Source organism: Sphingomonas sp. (genome assembly GCF_003248515.1).
Taxonomy (GTDB): domain Bacteria; phylum Pseudomonadota; class Alphaproteobacteria; order Sphingomonadales; family Sphingomonadaceae; genus Sphingomonas_I.
Window position 1 is genome coordinate 126,666 of sequence record NZ_QFOB01000003.1, and the last position, 25,491, is coordinate 152,156.

The following is a 25,491-nucleotide window of genomic DNA, read 5'->3' on the forward strand; positions in this document are numbered from 1 at the left end:
ATGCGCGGCGCGACGCCCCTCCCCGGATGCCGTCGTCTCCGCCGGCGGCTGGGCCTGTCGACGGCGCTCGGCACGGGGCTGCTGCTTGGCGTCACGCCCGCGCAGGCACAGACGCTGCCTGTGGAGAGCGACATCGTCTCGGCCGTGAACAGCGCGGCGAACACCGCCGCCACGATCGACAAGAGTTTCGGCGCCGATGCCGTATCGATCGGCCTGCACGACGTGGCCACGGTGATCAACTGGACGCATTTCGACATTCCCGCCGGAAAGTCGATCGGCTTCACCGATGCCACCGCCACGCCCGGCACGGTCGGCCTTTCGGTGCTGAACCGCGTGATCGGGAGCGACAGCGTCACGCCGGGCACGTTCGTGGTGCCGCAGAGCCGCATCGACGGGCAGCTCAACGCCGCATCGAACATCTCGGTCTATCTCATCAATTCCTCCGGTATCCTCTTCGGGCCGGGCAGCGTGGTGAATGTGGGCGGCCTGATCGCCAGCAGCCAGGCCTTGCGCGACGCCGATTTCTTCACCGGCCAGCTCCGCTTCCGTCCCGAGGACGCGCAGGGACAGGCGCTGACCGGCGGCGGCATCGAGGTGAAGGCAGGTGCCACGCTGCGCGCGACCGGGGACAGGACGCTGGGCCGCAGCGATCTGATCCTGGTGGGCGCCTCGGTCGCGGTCGACGCGCCATCGGGCAGCGATCCCGCCGCGACGCTGACGGCGCAGACCGGCACCGCAGCCGCCGATACGGACGGAGACGTGGGCGTGATCGTGGCCGAAGACGTCACCATCACATCGGCGCCGGGCAGCCCGCTCGCGCTCACGATCACCAAAGGCACCAACGTCAGCGGCGCCTTCAAGGTGAACGGCACGATTTCCGGCCGCAACGTCACTCTGGCGCTGGCGACGCGCGACGCGGTCGCGGATACGTTGCTTTCAATCGACGGCATGGTCACGGCCACCGGCGTTACCGTCACGGATCGCGGCGTCGTGCTGAGCGCGGATCGCGCGGTCACGGGCGCGGTAGCCCATCTGCCCGACGATCCCGCCGACATCGGCGCCGTCGCCTCGGCCGATATCGGCGCATCTGTTACCAGCGGCGGCTCGATCGTCACCGCCACCGCCGGCACCATCGCCGCGCGCGGCGCGCTCAACACGGCCGGAGCGGGGGACGTGACGATCCTGTCCGGCGGGGCGGCCACGCTGGCGGGCAGCGTCACCGCCGGCTCCGACTATATCGTCAGCGGCGCCTCGATCACGATCGGCAAGGCTGGCGAAACCGTGGAGCAGAGCGCGGTGGGTCGGGTGGATCTCACCGCCACCACCGGGGGCATCGTGGCGGCAGGCACGCCCCGCATCACCTCCAACAGCGCCAATGCCGCCTTCTCGCCCGTCAATCGCGGGCTCTTCCTCGATGCCGTGAACGGCGGCATCGACCTCTCCGGTTCGTCCCTGTTCGCGGGCACCGACACGACCGGCTATTCGCTCCAGATACGCAACAATGCGGCCGATCCCACGAAGCTTGGCGCGCTCACGCTGGGCGATGTCACGGCGCACGGCATCACACTGGCCGGCACGGTGCGGATCGCGACGCAGGGCACCACCGCCTCCTTCGACGGCGGCGTGACGACCGGCGCGCTGACGCTGGCGGCGGCGGACTTCACGATCGCCGGCAGCGCCGCCATCGGCAGCCTTCACGCCATTTCGGGTGACGCCGCGATCACGACCACTGGCACCGGCCATGGCGTGACGATCGGCGCGATCGCGGCGGATGCGGGCGGGGTATCGATCTCGGCGGCAGGCGCGCTGGGCTTCGCCTCCCTCGCCGCGAGCGGACAGGCTACGCTCGACGGCGCCAGCATCGCCAGCGGCGGCACGATCGGCTCCGCCAGCCTGTCCGCCACGGCGGCCACCAATGCGACGCTCACCGGCGCGATCACCACGACGGCCGGGGATGCCACCATCACCGCGACATCCGGCACGCTGACTGTCAGCAGCATCGACAGCGCCGGGGGGATAACGCTCGGCGCGCCGGGCACTGCGGGCGATGCGCTGATCGGCGCCCTCTCCACCACCGCCGGCAACGCCACGATCGCCGCCGGGCGCCTCGCCTCCGTGATCGGAGACCTTGCCATCCACGGCGATTATGCCGTCAGCGGAACATCGGTGGTGCTGGGCGGCGACCAGAGCGCGACGGGCGCGATCACCATCACCGCCGGCCAATCGATCACCGCCGGCGGCGCGGGTTCGCTCGCCGCCAATGCCGATGGGCTCGACGATGAGGCCCTGACCCTGAACCTGACCGACGCGGCCCCGTCCGTAACGCCGGTTCTGGACCTCCTGAGCGGTGGCGGCCTTGCGATCCACGCCAACGCCAGCGCGGCCAGCGCTTTCCGGATCGGCCTTGCGAGCAGCGATGTCGCGATCCTGCTGGGCTCGGTGGAGGCCGGCCGCCTCCAGAGCCGGATCGGGACGAGCGGCCCGTGGATCGATGGGCTCACCTCGACGAGCACGAGCGGCATCCGGGCGGGCGACATCACATTGAGCGGCGGGCCGCTGCTGCTGAACACGCCGAACGGTGCGCTGGAAACCGGCCGGCTGACGGCGCCGACCATCACGCTGTCCGCCTATCGGATTCTGGCTGGAGACATCACCGCCACCGCCGGATCGATCACGATCGACGGCCGGGGGGGAGACGTGGCCGCCGGCATCCTCACCGCATCGGCCGCGACCGGCGATATCATCGTCGATGCGAGTGGCGGCACCGAATCCCTCGGCCTCCTCGGCCTGACGGCGGGCCGGGACGTGCTGATCGGGCAGACCGGCGCCTTCGCCAACGCCTTCACCCTTGCAAGCGCAGGCACCGCCGGGCGCGACTTCAAGCTGACCTCGAACGGCTCGGCCAGCTTTTCGGCGACCATCACCGCCGGGCGCGACATCGCCCTGGGCGGATATGACGGCCTTCAGCTGACCAGCCTCTCCGCCGGTGGCACGGTGACGCTCGCGAGCGATCTTGGCGACATATCGGGCAATGCCCTGAATGCGCGCAGCGTGGCGATCGACGCCGGCCGCGCGCTCCAGCTCGGCACGCTGACGACCACGGCCGGCGACGCCTCCCTTCTCGCGCGGGGCGGCGACGCGATCATATCCGGGGCCGTTACCGTGGCCGGCGGCGCCTATCAGATCAGCGGCCAGTCGGTCAGGCTCGGCACGAGCGGCAGCGCGATCGTCCAGAAAGCGAGCGGCGCGGTCACGATCGAGGCGCAGGGCGGCACGCTCGTCGGCCAATCGGGCCTCACCCTGCAATCGGACAGCGGCGGCGCGGGCAACCTCGCCCTGACATTGCTCACCGGCGGCACGAGCGGGGGAGACATCTTCTTCGCGGGCACCACCCTGCTCGGCGGATCGGCACGCCAGTCCGATGTGCGGATCGGATCACGGATCGCGGGCAATGGCGTGGCGCTGGGCGACGTTGCGGCCGCCAATCTGCTGGGCGCGAGCGGCGGCGCGACCTTCGGCGTGGGCATCGTCCGCAATGCCGCCATCACGATCGGCAATGTCGACTTAAGCGGCGCACTGACGCTGCAGGCGAGCGGCGATATCCTCACGGCCGGCACGCTTTCGGCGCGAAGCGTGACGCTCTCCTCCGGTTCGACGGGCAGCGCCGCCCCGATGTCGGCCGTCTCGATCACCGCACAGGCGGGCGCGGTCACGATCGTTGGCAATGGGGCACTCACCGTCAGCGGCGCGATCACGGCCGATGGATCCGGCCTCGGCGATATCAGCATCGATCGTACGGGCGCGCTGGCGATCGGCAGCCTTTCCGCCCAGCGCGATCTGCTGATCGGCCAATCGGCGGCTGCGACGAGCCTCACGATCGCCGGTGCGAGCGACGCCGGGCGCAACCTCGCCATCACCAGCAGCGGCGCTCAAGGCTATGGCGGCCTGGTGCGCGGCGCCGGAAACGTATCGCTGAGGGGCGGTACGCTTGCGCTGGGCGGTGGCGTGACCGCCACCACGGGGGCGCTGGCGCTGACGGCGCTGACCGGCAACCTTTCGGTGCCCACGCTGAGCGCCGGCGCGGGCGCGAGCCTCACCGCCGCGAACGGCACCGCCAGCGTCACCGGCGCGGTTTCGCTCACGGGCGATTATTCCGTCACCGGGAGCTCCGTCATTCTCGGCACGGCCGGCACGACGATCGTGCAGCAGGCGCAGGGTGCGATCACGATCACCGCCACCGGCGGCACGCTCACCGGCCTTTCCGGCCTCACCCTCCACGCCGACACCAACGGCGATGGCAATCAGGCGCTCTCGCTGGTGACGAGCGGCACGAACGGCGGCGACATCGCCTTCGGCAGCGTCACGCTCCGCGCCGGCAACGGCACGCACGGCAGCCCGATCCAGATCCGCTCGCGCCTTGCTACGAACAATGTGGCGCTGGGAGACCTGAGCGGCGGAAGCCTTCTGGGTGCGGTCGGCAATGCGGCCTTCACCACCGGGATCACGCGCAGCGCCGCGATCACGCTTGGAGACGTGACGCTTGGCATCAACGCGCTCTCCGGAACCGACAGTTCGCTCCGGATCAGCTCCGGATCGGGCACAATCGCAACCGGAGCCCTTTCCACCACCGGGGCCGTCCTGCTCGCCTCGAACGGCGCGACCGCGATCGAGACTATCTCGGCGGGCGGTGTCGTGCAGATCAGCGGCAGCGGCGCGCTGACCATTGCCGGTGCGATCGCCGCTGCGGGCGGAATCACGATCGATCGCGGCGGCACGATCGCCCTCGCCTCCCTCACCGCCCAGGGCGACATAGCGATTGGCCAAAGCACGGCTCCGGCAAGCCTGTCCCTGTCGGGCGGCATCACGTCCGGTGCGGGCGGAATCGCCATCAGGAGCAGTGGGGGCCAAGTCTATGGCGCCGCGCTCTCCGCCCGCAACGCGGTGCGCATCGCCGGCGCTTCCGTCCAGGCGACCGACATCGTCTCCGGGACCAACCTGATCGACATCGCGACATCGGGCGCGACGACGGTCGGGACGCTCACCAGCGCCACCTCCGCCACGATCACGGCGGGGAGCGTGGCGACCGTCAGCGGCGCCGTCGCGGCGGGCGGCGCCTATTCGGTGACGGGCGCGTCGGTGCTGCTCGGCAATGGCGCGGTCCCGATCTTGCAGCGCGCCGAGTCGATCCTCGCCGTCGCGACCAGCGGCGTCATTTCCGGCGGCGCGGGGCTCACATTGCGAAGCGACCTAACCGCCACCGGCGCGGGAACCCTCATCCTCGACGGCGCGGGCGGCATCGCGCTCGATTCCGCCGCGCGGCTGGAGGGCGGCGCGGACGGCACGGGCGATATCGGCGTGCGGGCCGGTGACGGGCAGGCGATCGCGCTCGGCGTGGTGAAAGCGCGTACCCTGACCGGCGTGGACAGCCTGCACGCGCTGACGGCCTCGCTCGCGACATCCGGCACGCTCTCTTTCGGTGGCACCGTCACCACACTGCGCACCCTCGATGCCTCCGCCGTGGGCGCGCTCACCACGGAGCGGATCGACGTGACCGGCGCGGGCCAAGATCTGCGGCTCGCGGCGAGCGGCACGGCCGGCGACCTGATCGCGCTCGGCCCGCTGAACGCGGCGGGCGCCCTGACGCTCGGCGCCGCGCGCACCCTCCGCTTCACCAGCGCCACCGCGATCGCCGGCGCGGCGAGCGCGATGGCCGGCGGCGCGCTCAGCGGACAGAGCCTTACCGGGGGCACGACGGCGACCGCGACGGCGGGCGGATCGCTCACGCTGACGACACTCTCGGGCCAGACCGGCGCCTCCGCGCGGGGCGCGAGCGTCGCTCTGGGCAGCGCGGCCAGCGCCGAAGGATTGCTCAGCCTCGTGGCGACGGCGGGGGACGTGGTGACGCCCGGTGCAATGTCCGCCGGCGCGATCCTGTTGCGCGCCAGCGGCGATATCGCGATCGATCAGGCCACGGCCGGCGCGGGGAGCGACCTCATCATCGCCGCCGCGACGAATGTTCGCGGCACGGCGGCGGGCACGCTCGCGAGCCTGTCGGCCGGTCGCGATATCATCATCACCGCGAGCGGACAGGTGAATCTCGCAGAGGCTGAGGCGGGCCGCGACATCACGATTGAAGGCGGCGCCCTCTCCCTTGGCCAGACCACCGCCACGACAGGCTCGGCCAGCCTTACCGCGAATGGGGGCGATGCCACGATCGGCATGCTCCTCACGGGTGCCGCCGCTCACATCACGGCCGACGGGGGAGCAGCCACCATCGCCTCGCTGACGGCCGGCGGCGATACGACGATCCATGCGGGCAGCATCGTCCTTCCGCTCGCCCGCATCGGGGGCGGCGCGGAATTGACGAGCGTCGCGGGCGGCATCCTCGCAAGCGATCTGATCGCAGGGTCGGCGATGATCGCGGCGAATGGAACCGCCACGCTGGGGCAGATCGAAGCCAGTTCCGGCGCTCTCGTCGCCGGCTCGCAGGGAGCGCTCAGCGCGACGACGCTGATCGCGCAGGGCGACGGCAGCATCAGCGGCGCGACCCTCGATATCGGAACCGCCACCAGCGGGGGAGCGCTGGGCCTGACGACAACGGCGGGCCTCCTCCGGATCACGCAGGCTTCGGGCGTGGCGGGGCTCTCCATCCTGTCCGCCGGCGCGGCGCAGATCGGCACGGCCATGGCGAGCGGCGGCACCGGCGATCTGGCACTTGCCGCGACCACCCTGCGCGGCCTGACGCCGGACACGGGAGCCATCCTGTCCGCGGGACGCGACCTGACCGTGAATATCAGCGGCGCGGCTTTGCTCGGGCAGGTCACCGCAGGCGGTGCGGCCTCCCTCGGCGCCGCAGCCCTCGATCTTGCGGTGCTCGACGCCGGGCAGGCGACGATCCTCGCCAGGTCCGCCGCCGCAAGGATCGGCGGAATCACGGCCGGCGGCAGCGTGACCATCACGGCCAGCGCGGGCGATGCCATCGTCGCGACGATCGGCGCGGGCGGCGCTGTCTCGCTCGACGCGGCGACCATCGACGCGACCAATGTCTTGGCCGGCGGAGCGCTCACGGCACGAAGCCGGGCCGGCGCGCTCGATATCGCCTCCTTCACGGCGACGGGAGACGCGACCCTCTCCTCCGCCACGGACATGATGATCGATCGGGGCGCGAGCCTGGCCGGCGGCATCGCCATCGACGCCGGTGGAACGTTGGTCGCGGGAAACCTGGCGGCGGCGACCCTGCTGCGGACGAACGCGGCCACCTCCACGATCGGAAGCGCACGCGGCGATCGCGTGGATATCACGGCTCGAAGCGGCGCCCTCCGGCTGACCGACGCGACGGCGGCGACCAGCCTGATCCTCACCAAGCGGGGAACGACCGGTGGCCTTGCCGGCAGCGGCCCCCTGATCGTGACGGCGGCTTCGGGCGATGCCACGATCGACAGCAGCACGACGATCGCTCTGGCCTCGCTGACAGCCGGTCGGGATGCGAGGCTGATGGCTACAGGCGCGATCACCGCCGCGACACTTCAGGCAACCGGCAATGTCATCGCCAGCGGCGCGGCACTCACGATCGGCACGATCGCGGGCGGCACGTTCAACGCCGCGGCCGGCCCCGGCGGCGCCGGCCTGGGCACCGCAACGATCGTGGGCGATGTCACGATCGCATCCGCAGCCAACCTCTCGATCGATACGCTTGTCACCACGAACGGTGCACTGGCGCTGGGCGCCACCAACGGCTTCGTGCGCGCGACGCGGCTGGACGCGTCAGGCGATATGGCCATCAGCGGCGCCACGCTGGATCTGGCGACGATCTCCGCCGGCGGCACGATCACCGCGATCGCCGGGGGCGGAGGGGGAACTCTCCGTTCCATCAGCGCGGCTGGCAACGTGAGCGTCGCCTCGGCGGCGGGGCTCACGATCGACACCATCGCCAGCAGCGGTGGCGCGCTGGCCGTGACCGCCGAGGCTGGCGATCTGGTGCTGGGCAATGGCAGCGCCGCCACGAGCGCCCGCCTTGCCGCCAGCAACATGGCGCGCGTCACGCAATTGCAGACAACCGGCGACGCCGGGATCAGCGGCTCCGGGCTGGATCTGGCGACCGCGACGATCGGTGGAGCCCTGAATGCGACGGCGGGCACAGGCGGCGCGACGATCGGCACGATCAGGACGGCCGGCGACGCGACGATCACCGCCGCCGCCAGCCTCGTGATCGATACGATCGCCAGCGCGAACGGCGCGTTGACACTGACGGCGACCGCAGGCGGCCTGACACTCGGCGACGGTACAGCGGGAACGACCGCGCGCCTGACCGCCGGGGGCGCCGCCCGCGTTTCGAAGCTTCAGGTGGCGGGCGATGCGATGGTCAGCGGGAATGCGCTGGATCTCGCTGGGGTGACCACCGGAGGGACGATCGAAGCAATAGCGGGCCTGGGCAGCGCCAAGCTCGGCACGATTGCCGCTGCCGGAGACGTGGCGATTGCCTCGGCGGCGGGGCTGACGGCCACCGCGCTCACCAGTGCGGCCGGCACGCTGATCCTCACCGCGAACGGCGGAGATATCGTGCTGGGCAATGGCAACGCCGGAAGCACGGCACGGCTCGCGGCCAGCGGCACTGTGCGCGTCGCGAAGCTCGAAGCGTCAGGCGACGTGATCGCCAGCGGTAGGGCACTCGATTTCGACATCGTAACCACGCGGGGAGCACTCGACGCGACCGCCGGCGCGGACGGCGGCACGCTCGGCATGATCGCGGTCGCCCGGGATGCCACGATCACGTCATCCGCCGGACTGACGATCGGCACGCTGGCCAGTTCGGGCGGCGCATTGGCGCTGGCGGCAGCCGGCGGAGATATCGTGCTGGGCGATGGCGGCGCGGGGACGATCGCGCGCCTCACGGCCAGCGGCACCGTTCGCGCTTCCCGCATCAACGCGGGGAGCGACATCATCGTCCGTGGCGATGGACTGGATCTCGCGACGCTCACCGCAGGCGGCTTGCTGAGTGCGGCGGCCGGCGCTGGCGGCGCCACGTTCGGCACCGTCAGCACGGCCGGCGACGCAGCCGTCAATTCCGCCGCCGGTCTCGCCATCGGCACGTTTGCAAGCAGCGGCGGCGCGATCACCCTTGCGGCGGCCGATCAATTGTCGGCGGACATGCTGGCCAGCGCGCGCGCCATCAGCGTCGCGGCCCACCGGATCACGCTGGGCACGGTCCGGTCCGGCGCGAGTTTCGCGGCGGCCACGCAACCGGCAACTGCCGCGATCAGGACCACCGCTCTTTCCATCGCCACCCCGACCGATGCGGCTGCGGACGGCACTTTGCAGATCGACACGCTTTCGGCGCGGGACGATGTGACCCTCACCACGGCGGGCGATCTGGTGATCGCATCCGTTACCAGCACCAGCGGCAGTGTCACGCTGGGAGACGCCGCCAGGATTTCCGTCGCGCTCGCCTCAGCCGCGCGCGACCTGACGATTTCGGCGGGCACCGTCTCGGTGGGATCGGCAACCGCAGGGGGAGCCATCCTCGCGACGGCGACATCCGGGGATATCGGCTTCGCCTCGCTGGGGGCATCCTCGGTCATGCTGAGCGCCGCCGGCACAGCCACGGTGAGCGGGGCGGCCCGCACCGCTGGCGACTATTCGATCGCGGCGGCGGCGATCATGCTGGGCGATCCCGGCGGGGCGGCCACCACGCAGAATGCCGGCGGACGCGTGACACTGACGGCGAGAACGGGTGCGATCACCGGACAGGCCGGACTGGGCCTTTCATCCGGATCCTCCGGCATCGCGATGACGGCGACGGGAACAGGCGGCGCGATCCGCTTCGCGCCCGCGACCATCAATGCCGGGGGCACGGGCAACGTTGCGATCGAAGCAGCCGGCGCGGCCATGCTGGGCGGCGTGACCGGCCGCGCGATCACGATATCGGCCGCCGATGTGGCGCTGGAAGGCGCCATGGCGGGCGACAGCATCACCCTCACCAACCGTACGCCGGCCAACCCCACGCGACTGGGCGATGCCCCGGCCGAAGCCGCGACCGAATTCAACGCGGGCGACACGGGTTTCAGCCTTTCCAATGCGGAAATCGCGCGGCTTTCGGCGGCGAGCCTCGTGATCGATGCGCAGGGCGGCGCGGTGCGGACGGGCGATCTTTCGCTCACGCCGGCTGCCGGCAGCACGCTCTTCCAGATCCGCACCAGCGGGCGCGTGGATGTGCTCGGCCGCTTCGTCGCCTCCGGATCGCCGCTCACCCGCCTGATCGTGCTCGGCGGCGGCGCCAGCGACGAGGGCCGCGCCTCCATCCTCCGCGTGGCGACGACGGCCGCCAATGGTGGGCGCCTGCTCGTGGATGGCGCGACGCTGGATCTGCGCGCCGACAGCATCGGCGTCGGGCTGGACGGTGGCTTCCTCGATGCGATCGGCATTCGCGGCGCCGCGCCGATCGCCGCCGCGGATGTCGCCTCCCGCTTCGTTTCCCAGCCCAATTCCTCGCTGTACAACGCGACGCTCGGCAATGCGCAGGGCATCTACAGCGATCCGCTGACGGTGCAGGCGGGCCGGCTGATCGTTCGCTACGCCAATTTCGCGCTTTTCCAGAATAGCGGCCAGCCCGGCACGCAGAGCGGCCTCGTGATCGGCACCGAAGGCCAGTCCCAATCGCTGCAACTGTTGCCGAGCGCCGGCACCAACGCCTTCGCGATGTTTGGCAAGATCAACAATATCGGCAGCACCGCCACATCGCTGCTCGGCGGCAACATGCTGGTCATCGGCGGCGAGGTTTCCCGTTCGAACAGCCGCGCCAACGGATGCCTGATCGGTGCCGCCGGCGGGGGCTGTCTTTCGGCATCGATCGTGCAGCCGACACTGAGCGTATTCGATACCAGCCGCGCCGCAATCTTCCGCACAGGCGACGATCTGACGCTGCCTTTCGATCCTTCGGTGGGCACGAGCAACGAGGCGCTCTTCTCCGACATCTCCTCCGTCCCCTGAGGATCGGGGCGGCGCGCGGGCTTCCGCCGATCAGCGCTGCCCGATCGAATGTTCGTTGGCCGCCACATGCTGCGCGGCGGGCAGGGGCGGCGTGCGGGAGAGCATGGTCTTGCTGGCATCGCCGACGAGGAAGAAGGCGGCCCAGAAGAAGGGATGGGAGACATCGGGCCGGGCGATCACCATCGTCTGGGCACGGCGCAGCGCCATGCCGATCGTATCCGTCCTCCCCGTGGCATAGAAAGTGCGGACGAAATCCACCGTCTGCGGGCCATCCGGCACCTTCCAGTATGTGGCCAGAACCGACCTGGCATTCGCGGTGATGAACGCCCGCACGAGGCCATCGAGCGTCGCGGCCGATTCATCCTGCCCGCCGAGGCGGCCGCCGCGCGTGGAAACGCCCGCCGCCGTCTCGCAGGCGAGCAGCACGACGAGATTGGCATCCAGCCGCAGCCGCGCGATTTCGGAGAAGGTCAGCAGCCCATCCGATTGCGGCTGATCGGGGGGTGCCGGCGCCGCCAGCGTGGTCAACAGCGAGGGCGGCACCACGGAGCAGCCCCAGTGCGATTCCGGCAGGCCATGCGTAGCGAAATGGATCACCTGATATTGCAGATAATCGCCCGCATCGCTTGCGGCCATCATCGCCGTATCGGTGAAGGCCCGGCCCGTCACCTCCGGCGCCTCGGGATTGCCGAGCGCCAGCGCTGCTATGCCCAGTTCGGCGGCGGATACGGGCCGCACGCGCCGCATGATCCCGGCCAGATCATCATAGGCCATCGCGCAGCCAAACCCGAAGGAGACGGGCCTTGGCGTCATGCCTGCGCTCGCCTCGATCGGCGGGGCATTCTGGCCGAAGCCGATGAACGGCCGCGGCGCCACCGATTCCGGAAGCGCGCGGGCGATCAGGAAGGAACGGGGCGACAGGGCATTCGAAATTTCCGCGCGGCTCGCGAGGAAATCGACATGGCTATAATCGTTCGGCTCCAGATCGAAGCGCGCGCGATAGGCCCGCACCGAAGCAGGATCCGCGACCATCACGCCCGCCGGAAGATTCTGGAGCGCGCCCGAAAGATCGAAGACGATGGCCCTGGCGTCCACGATCGCCTGCCGCGCCGGGCCGGCGACAAGCTCGAACAGATCATGCGCGGCGACCACGTCGAAGAAGGGCAGGCTGTCGCTATTGTCGCGGATCGAATTCAGGACCCGCGTGGCGACCTCGTCCGTATCCTCGCTGCTGCCGGCCAGCGGATATATCCACGCTTTCTCGCGATCGATCACCGTCGCCCAGGCATGGGTGCGCAGCCGGCTGATCTTCAGGTAAATTTCCCCCGGCCTCAGCGCGGCGCGCACCTCGCGCACCGTGGCGGGGCGATCGTCCACCGCGCGATAGCGGCTGTCGGAGGCGATGGTCGCGTTCAGATCGGTCAGCTTGGCTTCCGCCGTGCGCCGTTGCGCCTCCAGCGAGGCGAGCGAGACGGCATCGTCGGCCGGCGCGGCGGCGATCGCATAGCGCAGCTGCACGATCTGCCGCTCCACTTCGCCGCGATCGCGCACCTTCGCGCCCAGCGTGCCATCCGCCGTCACGACCGATTGAAGCTGCGCGAGCTGGCGCGCAATACCCGGCTCGCCCGCCGACTGCACGGCGCGGAAATAACGCTCGGCCAGCTCGGCGGTGGGCGCCTGGGCATACAGGGTCGTCAGCGTTTCGAGATAGGATTCCAGGGACGCGGGCACGATGCCGCCCGCATCCGTGGAGGCGATCAGCGCATCCACGCCGGCATCATAAGCGGTGAGCAGATCCCGCATGGAAACGCCCGGACGGCGGGCAAGGATGTTGGTACGCTCCAGCTCGGTCTCCGCGATCATCAGCCCTTCAGCATTGCCGGGCGCGCCGATCCTGCGGCCCGGCCGATCGAGCGGGCACGGCTTCTGTTCGGAAGGCGGCTGCCCCTGCAACGAGGCGATCGCGCAATCGAACAGCGACAGCGCCACATCCACCTTGCCCTCGCGCACGGCGACGCGCGCATATTGGCGCTGGACGCGGGATTTGATCGCGGTGAGCGTATCGGATTCGACGCTCCGCTGCAACTGGGCGATCCCTTCCGCCGCGCGATCCAGCTCGTCATTGCTTTCCTGCGTGCGACCGAGCGCGAGCAGGGCGACGCTGCGCGCCCAGCGGCGCTGCGCCTCCAGCATCAGTCGCGCGAGCTGCGCGCCATCGACAGAAGAGAGGGCCGCCGACACGCCGGCACCCGGCGGCGCCTGATTGAGCCGGCTGAGCGTGGCCGGATCCAGCAGGAACTTCGCCTCTCCCCCCCTATCCGCCATCGCGGCCAGCGCTTCCGCCCATTGGCGGCGATTGAGCAGATCCAGCCCGCGATAGACGGCGCGCTTCGCCTCCAGCGCCGCCGCGCGATCCGAACGGGCATTGGCCGTCAGCACGGCGCCGGCGCGGGCGAAATGATCGTCTGCGGCATCGAACTGGCGGATGTTGCTATCCGCGAGGCCTGCCTCCAGTTCCAGTTCGACACGCGTCAGCGCCGCGCCATCATTGTCGAGGCGCGACAGGGCATCGTTCAGCAGGCGCGAAGCCTCCACATAACGCCCGCGATGATTGAGCTGGATGCTCGCCTGCAGCGCCGCCGAGGCATCGAAGACGGCGCGCGCGCTCGAAACCTCCGCCATTCCCGCCGGTTGCGGCAGGCGCGCGGCCGAAAGCGTCGGCGTCACCACCACATCCCGATCGGCGGGCGACGGGGCAACCCGCGCCACGGTGCGCAGCATCGCCTCCAGCGGGCCGAGCGCGGTAGGCGCGGCCGCCCCCACATAATAACGCCCATCCCGCCGGAACTGCACGCGCACGGCGGCGGCAGCGAGCGTCGGATCATAGCAGGCCCGTGCCTCGACAGCGCCGATCCCGTCGATCGTCTGGGTAATGGCGGTGCCGCACTCCTTCACGTCGGCCGCAGCGGCATGGGCCGGATCCAGCCGAAGCGCATAGCCCTGCTGCCGGCTCGCGGCCACGCCACGGCAGGTGAGGCCCCATGCCGCATCGAATGCGTCACCCAGGCGGGGATCGCGCCAGTTGCGCGTGGCGGAACAGGGCTCGCCCGTCGCATCGCGGCCGAGCACGAACACATCAGGGGCCTGCCCACGGAGGCGTGGCGCCGCCCCGCCCGTCTGCGCCATCAGCACAGCGGCGGAGGCGATCGCGATCAGGCGCTTCATCGCGCGCGCCTCATCTGACGCGCGGCGCGGGCGTTGCCGCCGGTTCGGATCCTAGGCGGGCACGGGGAAAGGCAACCCGGCTGCCATAAGGCGCCGGGACGATCGCCAGACCCCGTTCCACATGATTCCATTCCCGCTTCCGCCCCCGGTCGCGCCCGTCATGGCCTTGCCACCCACCGACGATAGACCCGCGCCCCGCGCCTTCCAAGAACCAAAGCCCGGCCCTGCGACGATCCGAGCCGCGACGATTCGATCAGATCGCGGCGCACGCTGCCTCGGTTATTTCTTTTCGGGCACGGCCTCGTCCACCAGCCTGTCCAGCCTGGCGCGATCGCTGGCCGAATAATCCTTGAGCGCGCCGCACCCATCCTTGCGCGCGAGAAAGCTGTAGCACTGCCTGTCAGGCTGGGCCGCGATATAGGCATAGCGCGCGATCACGCCGAGCAGGCCGATCACCACCAGCCACAGCAGCCAGCGCATGGCGCCAGAAGGCGCGCCGCCCCCTCCCCGCCTCGTCCGCTTCGCCTTTGCCTTGGTCGCCACGTGCCTGCCTCCTGTGTGTCGCGGGCGAATAGCGCGCGCCGCCGCCGCCCGAAAGCCGCAGAAACGCGATCGATCCGGCGCCCGCCCGCACATCGACGCCCCTTCCCTGCGAAGGGGCCGCAGGCACGGCGCGCTATCCCGCCCTAGACGCCCATTTCCATCACGGCCGGGTCCGGCCCGATGCGGCCGTCGGCGCGATCCAGCGCCTCGATCGTGCGCAGATCCTCATGGTCCAGCGCGAAATCGAAGACATCCAGATTGGGCGCCAGCCGCGCCGGGGTGGCCGTCTTGGGGATCACGTTGAGGCCGCTGTCGATATGCCAGCGGATGATCGTCTGCGCGGGCGTCTTGCCATGCTTCTCCGCGATGCGGCCGATCACGGGATCGGCCAGCGCCTCGCCTCGCCCCAGCGGGCTCCAGCTGGTGGTGACGATGCCGTGGCGCTGATGGAAGGCGCGCAGCTCCCGCTGCTGGAAACCCGGATGCAGCACCACCTGATTCACGGCCGGCACCACGCCCGTCCCGTCGATGATCCGTTCAAGATCCTCGATCCGGAAATTGGATACGCCGATCGATCGCACGCGCCCTTCGTCGCGCAGCCGGATCAGCGCCTTCCAGCTTTCCAGAAAGCGATCGATGCGCGGCACCGGCCAGTGGATCAGGTAGAGATCCAGTTCATCGATGCCGAGCCGCTTCATGCTGGCATCGAATGCGGCGAGCGTCCGGTCATAACCCTGATCGGCATTCCAGAGCTTGGTCGTGACGAACACCCAGTCCGGGCAATCGCGCACCGCGGCGCCCACGCCCTCCTCATTGCCATAGATCATTGCCGTATCGACGTAGCGATAGCCCGCATCCAGCGCGGCGCGCACGATCGCCTCCGTCTCCACCGGCGGCGTCTGGAACACGCCCAGCCCGAGCTGCGGAATCCTATGCCCGTCATGAAGCAGCTGCGTGGGGACGTCCGTCATGATTTCCTCCTGATTTCCGCCGGCGCGGGCCTGAAATACAGGCTAGCGCCTCAACCGTTTCGCCAGCATCGCGATCCCGCCGATCGCACCGATTCCCGCCAGCGCGAGCAGGATGAAGCCCCCGCTCGTCCACAGCACGGCGGAGATCAGCAGCATCATGAAATCGCCGATCGCCAGAGTCAGGCCCACCATCTCAATCGTCCGGCCGCTCGAATTCGGAAATCACGCGATGCCCGCCGCGCAGCAGCAGCCCGCCGGCATGATCGCGGCAGGCGGCCTCCGCCTCCTCGGTGGAAAGGCAGGTCGCGATCGTCCGCCAGCCATACCAATAGCCTGCCTGCGCGAGATACCAGTCCCGGCTGCCGCGCCCGGAGACGAGCGCCTCCCAGATGGATTTGCGCTGGTGCACGACGCGATAACGCTTGGCCACGCGATATTACTCCGCCGCCAGCAGGGATTCCGCCCCGCCGAGGTCCACCGACACGAGGCGCGACACGCCGCGCTCGATCATCGTCACCCCGAACAGGCGGTGCATGCGGCTCATCGTCACCGCATTGTGCGTCACCACCAGATATCTCGTGTCCGTCTCTCTCGTCATCGCCGCCAGCAGATCGCAGAAGCGCTCGATATTGGCATCGTCCAGCGGCGCGTCCACCTCGTCCAGCACACAGATCGGCGCGGGATTGGTGAGGAACAGCGCGAAGATCAGCGCCACGGCGGTCAGCGCCTGTTCCCCGCCGGAAAGCAGCGTGAGGCTGCCGAGGCGCTTGCCCGGCGGCTGGGCCATGATCTCCAGCCCCGCCTCCAGCGGATCATCGCTGTCGATCAACGCGAGATGCGCCTCGCCCCCGCCGAAAAGCGTGGCGAAGAGTCGCCGGAAATGGCCGTCCACCGCCTCGAACGCGGCCAGCAGCCGCTGCCGCCCCTCGCGATTGAGGCTCCCGATCGATCCGCGCAGCCGGTTCACGGCAAGGCCCAGCTCCTCGCGTTCGGCGGCATTGGTCGTGCGCGCCTCCTCCAGCTCGGCCAGTTCGGTCTCCGCGACGAGATTGACGGGACCCAGCCGTTCGCGATCCGCCACCAGCCGATCGTGGCGGCCACCTTCCTCCTCGGCCGGGCGCAGCGTGGCGGAATCGAAGCCGATCTTCTCGGGCAGGGTGGCCGCCGGGCACTGGAAACGATCGCCCGCCGCCCGGCTCAGTTCGCCGCGCCGGGCCTCCTGATGCTCGGCATGGGCGACGAGCGTGGCCCGCGCCTCGCGCGCGGTGGCCAGCGCCTCCCCCGCCTGCGCGGCGGCGGCCTCGATCCGGCGCAATTCCATCTCGCGCCCGCTCTCCGCCTCGCGCGCGGCACGCGCCGCCGCCTCGGCGCTCGCCGCCGCCTCGCTGGCCTGCGCGATCTCCTGCGCCAGTTCGTCCGGGCGGGGCGCGAGGTTCGCATGCTCGGCCTCGGCGGAGGCGAGCCGCCGGGCCATCTCCTCGATCCGCTTGGCGGCATCGCCCGCACGCGATCGCCAGCCCTTCGCCTCGCCCTTCGCCGCCTCGCGCCGACGCTGATCGCGCGCGATCGTCTCGCCCAGCGCGGCCGCCCGCCCGCGCGCGGTGGCAAGCTCGGCGCGCACCAGATCCGCCGCCGCGTTCAGGCGATCCAGCGCCGCGCGCGAGGCCGCCCGGTCCGGCAGCGCCGCGACATCGACCTGCGCCGTCGATACGGCCTGCTGCGCCTCGGCCAGTTCACCGTCCGCCCGTTCCCGGCGGCCCTGCAAGGCTGCGAGCGAGGCTGCGTGTCGCTCGGCGGCGGCCTGCGCCTGATCCTCGCGCCGGCGGGCGTTGCGAAGCTGCTCCTCGGCCGTGGCCAGCGTGCGGCGCGCGGCATCCGCCTGATCGCGCGCCGCGCGCTGCATCGTGGTGGCGCCCTCCAGCGCCGCGCGCGCGGAGGCCGCCTCGTCGCGAAGCCCCCCAAGCCCGCCCTCGATCTCGCGCAGTCGATTGGCGCGCACCAGCCGTTCGGCCGCCGCCGCGCCGACATCGCGCGCGACATAGCCGTCCCAGCGGCGCAACCGGCCCGCCAGCGTCACGATCCTCTGCCCCACGGCGAGCGGCCAGCCTTCGTCCGTTTCGACCACGCCGACCTGCGCAAGCCGCCGCGCCAGCGCCTCCCCTCCCGAAACGAAGTCCGCCAGCGCGCCGACACCGTGGGGAAGCGCCGGATCGCCCGGCTGCACCTCCGCCCCCGACCAGGCCCGCGCGCCGGCGCCGCCGATCGGCGCGTCGAGATCATCGCCCAGCGCCGCCGCCAACGCGCGCTCATGGCCCGCCGCCACGGTGAGCCGCGTCAGGGCCCGATCACCCGCATCGCGCGCCAGCCCCGCCGACAGAGCCTTCGCCTCGCTTTCCGCGCGCGCCAGCGCCGCCGCCGCGAGGCCCGAGCGCGTTTCCGTCTCCTCCCGCGCGAGCGCCGCCTGCTCGCGCGCGGCCTCCGCATCGCCGATCGCGGCGCCCGCGCCCGACACCCGGCTCTCCGCGGCAGCGACCTGCGCCTTCGCCTCCTCCTGCGCGGCCACCAGCGGCGCGGCATCGCCCAGCGCCGCCACCTCGCGCGCCACGCGCTGCGCCTCGGCATCGGCGCGCGCCAGCCGCTGACGGGCCGCCGCGAGCGCCGCTTCGGCCACGCGCGCCTCCGCCTCCTCGGCCGCCGCCGCCGCCAGCGCCTGCGCGACCGCGACCTCCGCATCGCGCACCTTGCGCTCCGCCCCGGCCAGCGCGGCATCGTTGCCGGCGCGTTCGGCCGTGGCCTGCGCGATCGCGCCGCCGAGTGCCTTATCCTCCTCGTCCAGCGCCTTCAGCGCCGCCGCCGCATCGATCGCCAGCGCATCCTCGCGCTCCCGATCCCGCTTGAGCAGGGCCACCGCGCGGGACAATTCCTCCAGCCGCCGCTCGACGCGCTCATCCTCGGCGCGGATCGCCTCCAGCCTGTGCCGGGTGGCGCCCGCCTCCTCGCGCGCGGCATCCGCCTTGGTGCGCGCCTCGGCAAGGGCGGTGGTCGCAGCGCCGATATGCGCGGAGGTCGCCCGCTGCGCCTCCGCCGCCTGCGCCACGGCCTGTTCGGCCTGCGCCGCCTTGGCGCGCGCCTGTTCAGCGCCTGCGGCCGCCTCGCGCCAGCGCGCGAAGAGCGTCCGCGCCTCGGCTAGGCCGATCTCGGTGGAAAGCGTGCGATAACGCTCGGCGGCGCGCGCCTGGCGGCGGAGCGCGGTCGCCCGCACCTCCATCTCGCCCAGCATCTCATCGATCTTCTCGAGATTGGCCTCGGTGCCGCGCAGCCGGATCTCGGCCTCGCGGCGGCGCACATGCAGGCCGGCTATGCCCGCCGCCTCCTCCAGCATCTCGCGCCTCTGCTGGGGCTTGGCCGCGATCACGGCGGCGATCCGCCCCTGGCTGACGAGGGCAGGCGAATGCGCACCGGTCGCCGCATCGGCGAACAGCAGCGCCACGTCTCGCTGGCGCACATCGCGCCCGTTCAGGCGATAGGCGGAACCGGCGCCGCGCTCGATCCGGCGGACGACTTCCTGCTCGCCATCCGGCAGCTCGACGAGCAGGCTCACCTCCGCGAAATCGCGCGAGGGGCGGCTGGCCGTGCCGGCGAAGATCACATCCTCCATGCCGCCGCCACGCAGCGACTTGGGGCTGCCTTCGCCCATCACCCAGCGTATGGCTTCCAGCAGATTGGATTTGCCACAGCCATTCGGACCGACGATGCCGGTCAGCCCCGGCTCGATCAAAAGCTCGGCCGGCTCGACGAAGCTCTTGAAGCCCGCGAGCCGGAGCTTCCTGATGCGCATCGCCCCGGCCCCCGCGCGCCCGAGATCAGCTTCCGGCGAGCGCGGTGAGGCGTGCGATCAGCTGCGGCGCGACCGGGGATGTCGTATTCGGCACCGTCCACAGCTCATCATTGATGAAGAAGGTGGGCGTGCCCGTCACATTCTTCTCGGTGGTGGCGATATTGGTGTTGTTGGCGAGCGCCTCGGCCGCCGAAACGTCGCTCAGGCATTTGTCCTGATCCGCCGCGGAGATGCCGCGCGCGCGGAAGAAGGCGTCGAGGCCCATATAGGAAGCCATCTTCTTGAAGAGCTGGGCCTGCTCCGTTCCCTGCAGATCGGCCTGCTGCGCGGGCGTGAGCGCCATCGCCTTGCCCACCCATTCGGCCTGGGCGGCATAGGCCTGTTCAGCCAGCTTGAAGAAGGGCTCGGCCCCACGGCAGCGGGTGAGCAGGAAGGCCGGAATATCATAGCTGTTCAGCACGAACGGGCGATATTCCCAGCTCACCTTGCCGGTCTTCACGAACTTCGCCTGGATGGGCTCCGCGCCCTCGGCGGTGAAATCCTTGCAGTGCGGGCAGGTGAGCGACGCATATTCGACCAGCTTGATCGGCGCATCGGGATTGCCCATCCGCACGCCGCCCTCGGGCGTCATGCTCGCCACGTCGGTCCATTCCTTGCCGGCCGGCGGTGCCACGGCGGCGACGGGGCCGCTGGGCAGAGGGGCCGCATTGGTATCGGCCGCCTTCTTCGAGCAGGCGGCGAGCGAGAGAGCGATCACGAGAGCGGCGACGGGCCGGCGAGACATCATTCCAATATCCTCGACATGAATTCAGATACGGCGATCCGGGCGGATCAGCCCAGAGCGGCTTTCAACCTGGCTTCCAGCCCGGCCCAGTCATGCACGCCTTCCGCCCGCTTTCCATTGATCTCGAACAGCGGCGTGCCGGGGAAATCCGGCGTCCAGATCGCCTGCGCGGCGGCGGAGAGAGAGCGCTGCTCCTCCGCATTGGCGAGGCAGGCGTCGATCCTCTCGCGTGGCAGGCCGTGCTTGATGAAGAAGGTATCCAGCCCGGCGCCGGCCGCAATCGCCTTGCCGGCGTCCGCCTCGGTCATCTCATCCAGCTTGGGCGCGGTCTGGCCCCATTTATAGCCCTTCTGCAGCCAATCGGACTGGGCCGCGAACAAAGCAGGCTTCACCGCGAAGAACGGCACCGGACCGCTGCATCGCGCCAGCACGGAGGCGGCGAGATCGAAGGGATCGCGCAGCGCCAGCCGCACCTCATAGCTGACGAGGCCGGTGCGGATGTAACGCTGGGCGAGCGGGCTCGCCCCTTCCGCATCGAAGGCCGCGCAATGCGGGCAGGTGAAAGAGAGATATTCGATCAGCTTCACCTTAGCGGCTGGATTGCCCTGCACGAACGTGCCCGAAGCCGTGCGCGTGGCGACCTTCGTCCAGTCCTTTCCGGCGGGTGCGGCCGCGGCGGCGGGCTTCGCCGGAGCGGCGGCCGACACCGAGGGCGCGGCGAAGGCGAGAATCAGAAACGGCAGCAGCCGTCGGAGAAGGTGGTTCAATCGTTGCTCCCGCGCGGCCGGCCGGCCGAGAGTTTCGGAATACCGGTGGAGGCGGCGACCGCGCCCGCCAGCGCCGACAATGTTTCGCGCAATTCCGGATCGGCGATCGCGCGCAGGCTTTCGCCAAGCTCCACGGGCACCGGCTTCAGGGAGGGCGGCGCGCGGCGCGGCGCGGGCGCCGGGGCGACGGCGCCCTGCCGGATCGCCAGCTTCACCACAGCCGGATAGCCGAAGAAGCGGTTCACCCGCTCCACGATCGCCGGCGCAACATGCTGCATCATCGTGGCATGGCTGCCCTGCACGACGAGATTGAGCACGCCATCCTGCTTCTTGCCCTGCGGAAAGCGGATCGATTCGGGCGTGGAGACGTCGGCATAGCGCTGGCCGACGATCTCGGCCCAGCGCGAGACGATCGAGGACTGGACGAAACCGAAGCGCTTGAAGGCCATCGCCCCCACCTGGGGCACCATCTCCGCCACCGATCGCACGCCATTGGCGCGGGGTGCATCGGCGCGGGCGCCGGGCGCCTTGCGAGTCTTTCGTTCCGTCATCCCCGCCGCCATGCCATAGGCCCGCCATGCTCGTCGATAGCATGTCCCCGCGATCCGGCGCACCGACAGGCCCCGTGCCGCCTTCGGCGGCGCTGCTGGCATGGTATGACATCCATCGCCGGACGCTGCCGTGGCGCGCCGATCCGTTGGGGCCACCGCCCGATCCCTACGCCGTCTGGCTCTCCGAGGTGATGCTCCAGCAGACGACCGTGGCGGCGGTGAAGCCCTATTTCGCCCGCTTCCTTGCGCGCTGGCCCACGGTGGAGACGCTCGCGGCGGCGGCGGATGCCGATGTGATGGCCGCCTGGGCCGGGCTTGGTTATTATGCCCGCGCCCGCAACCTGATCGCCTGCGCCCGCGCCGTCGCCCGCGATCATGGGGGGCGCTTTCCCGATACGGAGGAAGGCCTGCGCGCCCTGCCCGGCCTTGGCGCCTATACGGCCGCCGCCGTCGCCGCGATCGCCTTCGGCCGGCGCGCGGTGGTGGTGGATGCCAATGTCGAGCGCGTCGTCGCCCGTCTGTTCGCGGTGGAGGAAGCCTTGCCGGCCGCCCGGCCCAAGCTGCGCCAGCTTGCCGACACGATCACGCCGGACGAGCGGGCCGGCGATTTCGCGCAGGCCATGATGGATCTGGGCGCGACGATCTGCACGCCGCGCTCGCCGGCCTGCGCCCTCTGCCCGCTGGCCGGAGGGTGCGCCGCCCGCGCCGCCTGTGCCCAGGAGGATTATCCCCGCAAGATGGCGAAGCGGGACAAGCCGGTCCGGCGGGGAACCATCTTCTGGCTGGAAGCGGAGGGGCATGTGCTGCTGCGGCGGCGGCCGCCCAGGGGCATGCTGGGCGGCATGCGGGCGCTGCCCAGCGGGCCGTGGCAGGAGCAGGATCCGGCCCTTGCCGATGCCCCCGCCCCGGCCGACTGGCGCGCCTTGGGCGGCGGACGCCATGTCTTCACCCATTTCGCGCTCGATTATGTCGTGGTGGGTTCACTGGCTTCCGATCGCCTGGCGGAGGGCGAATGGTGGCCGATCGGGCGGATCGAGGAAGCCGGCCTGCCAACCCTGTTCGCGCGCGCAGCCGCCCTCGCCCGATCGCAGACGGAGAAAGCGTGATGAGTTTCACCCCCGGATTCACCGGATCCGCGCTGGATCGCGTCGAGACCGAACGGCTGGCGCCCGACATCGTGCCTCGCCTGCTGGGGGACGGGGATGCCCTGTTCCTCGACATGCCCGATTACCTGCCCGCCACGAACGGGGCGGGCCTGCTGTGGACACCGCCGCCGGCGGACATTCCCGAGGACCAGTTCGTGCTGCTCGGCCGGATCGCCGGCCGGCCGCGCTTCACCCGGCTGGAACCGGGGCGGCAGGGCGCGCGGCGCAGCCCCGAGATATTCGCGCTGATCGATTCGCTTTCGGCGGCCGACGCCGCGACCTACGGCATGGCGCGAAGCCTGCTCGACTGGCATGCCCGCCACGGCTTCTGCGCCTTTTGCGGCCAGCCGAGCGCGCTGATCCGGGCCGGCTGGGCGCGGCAATGCCCGGCCTGCGGCACCGAACATTATCCGCGTACCGATCCCGTCGTCATCATGCTGGCCGAATATGGATCGGGGGCCTCGGCGCAGGTGCTGATCGGCCGGCAGCCGCAATTTCCGGCGGGACGCTATTCGGCGCTCGCCGGCTTTCTGGAGGTGGGCGAATCGATCGAGGGCGCGGTGGGACGCGAGCTTTTCGAGGAAGCGGGCGTTCGCGCCGGGCGCATCCGCTATGTCGCCAGCCAGCCCTGGCCCTTTCCCTCGCAGCTGATGATCGCCTGCATCGCCGAAGTGGCGGACCAGACGATCACACTCGACCGGAACGAACTGGAGGACGCCAAATGGGCCAGCCGCGCGGATGTCGCGGCGGCGCTGGAGCATGTCGAAGGTGCCGCCTTCCTTCCGCCCCCGCCCTACGCCATCGCCAACACGCTGCTGCGGGCCTGGCTGGAGGGAGCATAGCGCCCCACGGCGTTCTCCCGCGCACAGGACAGCCCCGGTCGACGCCTACGCGCCCCGCGCGCCGGCCTTCAGTAAAACATGGCGCTCGTCAGATGCGCTCGTCAGACGACGGTGCGCGCGCGCTCCTGCGGATAGGTGCCCAGCACGCGCATCCACTTGGTGTGGAACTCCAGCTCCTCCAGTGCGCGGCCGAGATTGGCATCCTCGGGCCGCCCCTCGACATCGCAATAGAATTCGGTCGCGGCGAAGCTGGCGCCGCGCTGGTAGCTTTCCAGCTTGGTCATGTTGACGCCGTTGGTGGCGAAACCGCCCAGCGCCTTGTAGAGCGCGGCCGGCACGTTCTTCACCTCGAAGATGAAGGTCGTCATCGTCGGCACGCCCTGCGGCGCCACTTCGCTGCGGGGCGCGAGCTTCACGAAGCGGGTGGTGTTGTCATCCGAATCCTCCAGGCCATCGGCGAGGATCTTCAGTCCATAAAGATCGGCGGCGAGGCGCGGCGCGATCGCCCCCACCTCTGGCCGGCCCAGTTCCGCCACCGCAGCGGCGGCACCCGCCGTATCGGGATAGGCGACCGGCTTCAGCCCGCGCTCACGCAGCCAGTGGCGGCACTGGCCCAGAGCCTGCGGGTGGCTCATCGCCTCCGTCACCTCGCCGCCCAAGCCCATCAGGCAATAACGGATCGGCATGAAATGCTCGCCCACGATCGAGAGGCCGGATTCGGGCAGCAGGAAATGGATGTCCGCGACGCGGCCGTGCAGCGAATTCTCGATCGGGATCAGCGCCTGGCCGGCGCGCCCATCGCGCACGGCATCCAGCGCATCCTCGAAATGGAAGCAGGGCAGAGGCAGGCAATCGGGCGCCACCGTCATCGCCGCGATATGCGAATTGGCGCCCGGCGCGCCCTGAAACGCCACCGCGCGATCCGGATCCTGGGCGGCGGCTCGGGTAAGCTCCGCGACGAGCGCGCGGGCGGGGGCGGGATAGCTTTCCATAATGGCCGCCGCGCTTAGGTTTCTCGGAGGCTCGCCGCAACCTTGCGGCCCCTTCGTTCGCTGATTAAAGCGAACCATAATAAATCTAAGTCTGGGGGCGGCATGAACGATCGAGGCAATACGATTGCGGGTTGGGTCCTCGCTGGCGGCATCGTCGCGCTGGGCCTCTCGATCGTCACCGGCGAACATTTCATGGCCGAACGCCCCGAGAAAATGGGCTATGAGGTAACCGGCGTGGAGGCCGAGCCCGGCGAGGGCGCCGCCGCCGCCGAAAAGCCCTTCGCCTTCTACATGTCCGCCGGCGATCCGCAGAAGGGCGCGGACGTCTTCAAGAAGTGCACCGCCTGCCACAATGCCGACAAGGGCGGCGCCAACGCGCTCGGCCCGAATCTCTATGGCGTCGTCGGCGAGGCCGTGGGCCAGGGCGCGGGCGGCTTCGCCTTCACCGATGCCCTGAAGAGCAAGGGCGGCAACTGGACCTTCGACACGTTGAACGAATGGCTGAAGAGCCCGAAAGCCTATGCGCCGGGCACCAAGATGACCTTCGCGGGCCTTTCCAAGCCCGAGGATCGCGCCAACGTGATCGCCTATCTGAACCAGCAGAGCGACCATCCCCAGCCGCTGCCGGCCGCTCCCGCCGCCGATGCGCCGGCTGCCGCCGCGCCCCCCGGAGATGCGGCCGCAAGCGAAGCCCCCGCCGCGACCCCGGCGGAAGAGACCCCAGCGACCGCTGCCGAAACGACCAACGAGGCCAAGTAAGGGTTGCGGGGCAGGCGCTCCGCATCCCGGCGCCCGCCCCGCCGGGTGCTCACCCGACCGTTCGATCGCCCACCTCGACTGTGGAAAG

At 70.5% G+C, this 25,491-nt stretch carries 14 protein-coding genes; 4 read left to right on the plus strand and 10 right to left on the minus strand.

Features of this window, described 5'->3' with window-relative positions; translation table 11 throughout:
• Positions 1–10,986, plus strand: coding sequence for a filamentous hemagglutinin N-terminal domain-containing protein (locus tag DI605_RS05935; RefSeq protein ID WP_293970511.1), 10,986 nt, complete (start codon positions 1–3; stop codon positions 10,984–10,986).
• A 30-nt stretch (positions 10,987–11,016) separates the two neighbouring features.
• On the opposite strand, the gene DI605_RS05940 is transcribed toward DI605_RS05935, so the two are convergent.
• From DI605_RS05940 to DI605_RS05980, 9 genes are all read right to left on the minus strand, one after another.
• Positions 11,017–14,211, minus strand: coding sequence for a CHAT domain-containing protein (locus DI605_RS05940; RefSeq protein WP_293970514.1), 3,195 nt, complete (start codon positions 14,209–14,211; stop codon positions 11,017–11,019).
• Between the two features lie 279 nt (positions 14,212–14,490).
• Positions 14,491–14,754, minus strand: a complete 264-nt coding sequence (locus tag DI605_RS05945; RefSeq protein WP_293970517.1) for a hypothetical protein — start codon at positions 14,752–14,754, stop codon at positions 14,491–14,493.
• A 143-nt stretch (positions 14,755–14,897) separates the two neighbouring features.
• Entirely contained in the window at positions 14,898–15,725 is an 828-nt protein-coding gene (locus tag DI605_RS05950) for an aldo/keto reductase (protein ID WP_293970520.1), read from the minus strand.
• Positions 15,726–15,767: 42 nt separating this feature from the next.
• The gene (locus tag DI605_RS05955) at positions 15,768–15,917 is read right to left on the minus strand and encodes a hypothetical protein (RefSeq protein WP_293970523.1); all 150 of its coding nucleotides are present in this window, start codon (positions 15,915–15,917) and stop codon (positions 15,768–15,770) included.
• Between the two features lies 1 nt (position 15,918).
• Complete coding sequence (locus DI605_RS05960) at positions 15,919–16,155, minus strand: hypothetical protein (protein WP_293970526.1); 237 nt, start codon at positions 16,153–16,155, stop codon at positions 15,919–15,921.
• 6 nt (positions 16,156–16,161) lie between these two features.
• Positions 16,162–19,563: an AAA family ATPase gene (locus DI605_RS05965; RefSeq protein ID WP_293970529.1), complete on the minus strand. Its 3,402-nt coding sequence runs from the start codon at positions 19,561–19,563 to the stop codon at positions 16,162–16,164.
• 25 nt (positions 19,564–19,588) lie between these two features.
• Complete coding sequence (locus DI605_RS05970) at positions 19,589–20,350, minus strand: thioredoxin domain-containing protein (RefSeq protein ID WP_293970531.1); 762 nt, start codon at positions 20,348–20,350, stop codon at positions 19,589–19,591.
• Between the two features lie 44 nt (positions 20,351–20,394).
• Complete coding sequence (locus DI605_RS05975; protein ID WP_293970533.1) at positions 20,395–21,114, minus strand: thioredoxin domain-containing protein; 720 nt, start codon at positions 21,112–21,114, stop codon at positions 20,395–20,397.
• Positions 21,111–21,665, minus strand: coding sequence for a DUF721 domain-containing protein (locus DI605_RS05980; RefSeq protein WP_293970534.1), 555 nt, complete (start codon positions 21,663–21,665; stop codon positions 21,111–21,113). The genes DI605_RS05975 and DI605_RS05980 overlap by 4 nt, the downstream gene beginning before the upstream one ends.
• Before the next feature lie 41 nt (positions 21,666–21,706).
• Between DI605_RS05980 and mutY the strand changes: the two genes are divergently transcribed.
• The gene (gene mutY, locus DI605_RS05985; protein WP_293971387.1) at positions 21,707–22,771 is read left to right on the plus strand and encodes an A/G-specific adenine glycosylase; all 1,065 of its coding nucleotides are present in this window, start codon (positions 21,707–21,709) and stop codon (positions 22,769–22,771) included.
• Entirely contained in the window at positions 22,771–23,652 is an 882-nt protein-coding gene (gene nudC, locus DI605_RS05990; protein ID WP_293970535.1) for an NAD(+) diphosphatase, read from the plus strand. Before mutY ends, nudC begins: the two co-directional genes overlap by 1 nt.
• A 101-nt stretch (positions 23,653–23,753) precedes the next feature.
• Here the strand turns inward: nudC and DI605_RS05995 are convergent, their stop codons facing one another.
• On the minus strand, positions 23,754–24,644 hold the full coding sequence (locus DI605_RS05995) for a prephenate dehydratase (protein WP_293970538.1): 891 nt from the start codon (positions 24,642–24,644) through the stop codon (positions 23,754–23,756).
• A gap of 102 nt (positions 24,645–24,746) precedes the next feature.
• Between DI605_RS05995 and DI605_RS06000 the strand changes: the two genes are divergently transcribed.
• Positions 24,747–25,403 (plus strand): cytochrome c family protein, encoded by a 657-nt coding sequence (locus DI605_RS06000; protein ID WP_293970541.1) that lies wholly within the window; start codon positions 24,747–24,749, stop codon positions 25,401–25,403.
• Positions 25,404–25,491: the final 88 nt, after the last annotated feature.